At 70.1% G+C, this 3,357-nt stretch carries 3 protein-coding genes and 1 pseudogene; all 4 read left to right on the top strand.

Annotated elements, in window-relative coordinates:
• A partial coding sequence (locus WAZ62_RS21550) for a hypothetical protein (protein WP_422645588.1) occupies nt 1–377 on the top strand: 377 nt, incomplete at its 5' end.
• Nucleotides 374–2,293 (top strand): vWA domain-containing protein, encoded by a 1,920-nt coding sequence (locus tag WAZ62_RS21545; RefSeq protein ID WP_422645587.1) that lies wholly within the window; start codon nt 374–376, stop codon nt 2,291–2,293. The genes WAZ62_RS21550 and WAZ62_RS21545, both read left to right, overlap by 4 nt.
• Nucleotides 2,293–3,009 carry an ABC transporter ATP-binding protein gene (locus WAZ62_RS21540; protein ID WP_422645586.1) on the top strand — a complete coding sequence of 239 codons (717 nt, stop codon included), beginning with the start codon at nt 2,293–2,295 and terminating at the stop codon, nt 3,007–3,009. Before WAZ62_RS21545 ends, WAZ62_RS21540 begins: the two co-directional genes overlap by 1 nt.
• A pseudogene (locus tag WAZ62_RS21535) lies at nt 3,003–3,357 on the top strand (hypothetical protein); the annotation flags it as partial. The gene WAZ62_RS21540 and the pseudogene WAZ62_RS21535, both read left to right, overlap by 7 nt.

Here is a 3,357-nt window from a genome sequence, read left to right as displayed (position 1 = left end):
AGCCCGGGGTGCAGGACATCGTCCGCGCCGCCGGCACGCCGCAGGAAATCTACGACTGGGCGCAGAAGTTCAAGGCCAAGGGCGACGTCCAGGGCATGTTGCTGCTGCTCGAGAATGCGGCGGAGCGGGGCCTCGGCGCCGCCATGCTCGACATCGCGCGGCTTTACGATCCGGCCACCTTCGTCGAGGGCAAGCCCTTCTCCAAGGCCAATCCGGGTCAGGCGGCGAAATTCTACCGCAAGGCCGAGGCGGCCGGCATCGCCGAGGCGAAGCCGGCGCTGGAAGCCCTGAAAGCCGTCCTGCGGAAACAGGCCACGGCCGGCGATGCCGAAGCCGCGGCCGCGCTCGCCACCTATTGGCCGGAGGGGGCACAATGAGGCTCTTCCGTATCCTCCTTCTCCTCCTCGCCGGCCTCGGCGCCGCAGAGCCCGCCCTGGCGCGGGAGCCCTTGCTGATCGAGGGCAAGAAGACCCTGTTCCAGCGCGTGCTGTCCCGCCCCGGCGCGCAAGTGCTGGCCGATCCCGCCGCCGTCGAGGGCAAGGCCGCCGATGCCTTTACGGTCTATTACGTCTATGGCCGGAAGAACGCGGGTGGGCAGGATTTCGTCGAGGTCGGGCGCAACGCCCGGGGCGATACCGACGGTTACATCCGCGCCGACCAGACCATCGACTGGAAGCAGAGCCTGACGGTCGCCTTCGCCAGCCCCGCCGCGCGCCAGCGCGTGCTGTTCCTCAAGGACCAGAATGCGCTGGCCACGCTGATGGCCTCGCCCACGCGGGCGGCGGATGCCGAGGCGATGCGCGCGGCGGCGATCGGCGACCGCCTGCCGCCGGACAGTCCGGTGGCCGCGATCGAGCCGCCGACCTATGTCGATATCGCGAAGCAATTCTACCTGCTGCCCATCCTGTCCTCGAAACAGGTGCTGACCGACGACGGCTTTCCCCTGCGCCTGCTCGAGATCGCCTCGGTTCCCGCCGCGCCATCGGCGACGCCGCCGGCCGCCGTCGATCCCGCCGCGGCGCTGAAGGCTTTCAAGGTCGGCATCACCGTCGTCATCGACAATTCGACCTCGATGCAGCCGCAGATCGAGCGGACGCGGGAAGCGGTGCGCCGCATCCACGAGAAGCTGAAGGGCACGCCCTTCGCCGACAATATCCGCTTCGGCGTCGTCGGCTTCCGCGACAACGCCAAGGTGACGCCGGCCCTTCGCTATGTCTCGAAAGTCTTCTCGCCGCTCTCGCCCGATACGAAGCCCGAGGAGACCCTGGCTGCGCTCGACACGATGAAGGCGGCCGACGTTTCCAGCCCCAATTTCTACGAGGACAGTTTCGCCGGCATCAAGACGGCGATCGACCAGATGGATTGGGCGCCCTTCGGCGGGCGCTACATCGTGCTCATCACCGATGCCGGCAGCCGCGCCGGCAATGATCCCTTGAGCGAAACCCGCCTCGGCCCCGCCGAATTGAACCAGCTCGCCCGGCAGAAGGGCATCGCCACCTTCGCCCTGCATCTGCTGACCCCGGCGGGCGCGGGCGACCACGCCAGGGCCAAGGCGCAATATCAGGAACTCACCCGCTTTCCCGGCGCCGGCAGTCTTTACTACGGCGTCGAGGGCGGCACGGCGGAAGCTCTCGGCCATGTCGTCGACCAACTGGTCGACACGCTGATCGCGCAGGCGCAGGCGACGGTCGCGGCCGGCACCGCGCCGCCGCCTACGGCCCCGGCGGCGGGCACGGATATCGCCCGTCAGGGCGCCATCGTCGGCTATGCCATGCGCCTTGCCTATCTCGGCCGGGTCCAGGGCACGCGGGCGCCCGATGTCTTCCGCGCCTGGGCCGCCGACCGCGACACCAAGGACCCGACCCTGGCCGCGCTCGATGTCCGGGTCCTGCTGACCAAGAACCAGCTCTCGGACCTCGCCGGGGCGCTGAAGACCATTCTCGACAAGGGCGAGCAAAGCCGCCTGTCGCCGCAGGATTTCTTCGGCCAGCTGCGCTCCGCCGCCGCCGCGACCGCGCGCGATCCGTCGCGGGTCCGCGATATCGGCAATCTGGGCGATCTCCTCGGCGAATATCTGCAGGACCTGCCCTATCGCAGCCAGATTCTCGGCCTCGGCGAGGCGGAATGGCTGGCCATGGGGCCGTCCGCCCAGCGCGAATTGCTCGACACGATCGAGGCGAAACTCCGCCTCTATGCCGAATTCGATGCCAGTCCCAATCTCTGGGTCTCCTTCGGCCGGGGGCAAGCGGCGGGCGACAGCTATTACCCGGTGCCGCTGGAGGCCCTGCCGTAATGAGCCTGATGGAGGCGGCGGGCCTCGTCCGTCGCTGGCAGGCGGAAGGCCGGGCCTATGAGGTCGAGGTGGAGCGCCTGAGCATCGCGCCCGGCAGCCGCGTCGCCCTAACGGGGCCGTCGGGCGTCGGCAAGAGCACGCTGCTCGACCTTCTCGCCCTCGCCCTCGCCCCCGAGCGGGCAGGATGCTTCACCTTGAGCGCCGGGGGCGAGATGGTCGACCTCGCCGCGCTGTGGCACGCCGGCCGGCGCGAGGCGCTGGCGGCCCTCCGTGCCCGCTTCATCGGCTATGTGCCGCAGACCGGCGGGCTTTTGCCCTATCTGACGGTCGAGGGGAATATCGCCCTGACCCAGCGCCTGTCCGGCCGGCCGGACGCGGCCTGGCTGCGCGAGCTGGCCCGCCGTCTCGATATCGCCGAACTCCTGCCCCGCAAGCCGGAAAGCCTGTCGGTCGGCCAGCGCCAGCGTGTCGCCATCGCCCGGGCCCTCGCTCATCGCCCCGCCCTCGTGCTGGCGGACGAACCCACGGCCTCGGTCGATCCGACCCGGGCGGGTATCATCCTCGACCTGCTGGTGGAGGCCGGGGCGGCGGCGGGCTCCGCCCTCGTCATTGCGTCCCACGATATCGCCAGCCTCGCCGGCCGCATGGATCTGACCCTGACCCCCACGATCGAAACCGGGGAGGGCGGCACCAGGGCCGTGTTCCGGTCATGCTGAGCCTTCGCCTCGCCCTCGCCGACCTGTGGCACGAGAAGGGGCTCAGCGCCTGTTTCGTCATCGCTCTGGCGGCGATCCTCGCGCCGCTCCTCGTCCTGCTGGGCCTGAAGACCGGGGTGGTCGACAGTCTGCGCGCGGAGTTGCTGGCCGATCCGCACATGCGGGAAATCAATTCGCTGGGCAACCGCAGCCTCTCGGCCGAGGCGGTGGCCGAGATCGGCCGGCAGGAGGGGATCACCTTCATCGTGGCCCGCACCCGCCAGCTGGCGGCGACGGCGACCCTGGCGCGAGGCGACGGCGGCAACGCCCTGACCGCCGAACTGATGCCGACCGCGCCGGGCGACCCGC

Origin of the sequence: Zavarzinia sp., assembly GCF_049306435.1 — a bacterium.
Lineage (GTDB): Bacteria > Pseudomonadota > Alphaproteobacteria > Zavarziniales > Zavarziniaceae > Zavarzinia.
Note: the sequence above shows the minus strand (reverse complement) of the source record. Positions and strands in the feature narration are given on the sequence as shown.

What these genes read in the sequence shown, in the direction of transcription:
- WAZ62_RS21545 (WP_422645587.1), top strand. Translation starts at nt 374, where the DNA reads ATGAGGCTCTTCCGTATCCTCCTTCTCCTCCTCGCCGGCCTCGGCGCC.
- WAZ62_RS21540 (WP_422645586.1), top strand. Translation starts at nt 2,293, where the DNA reads ATGAGCCTGATGGAGGCGGCGGGCCTCGTCCGTCGCTGGCAGGCGGAA.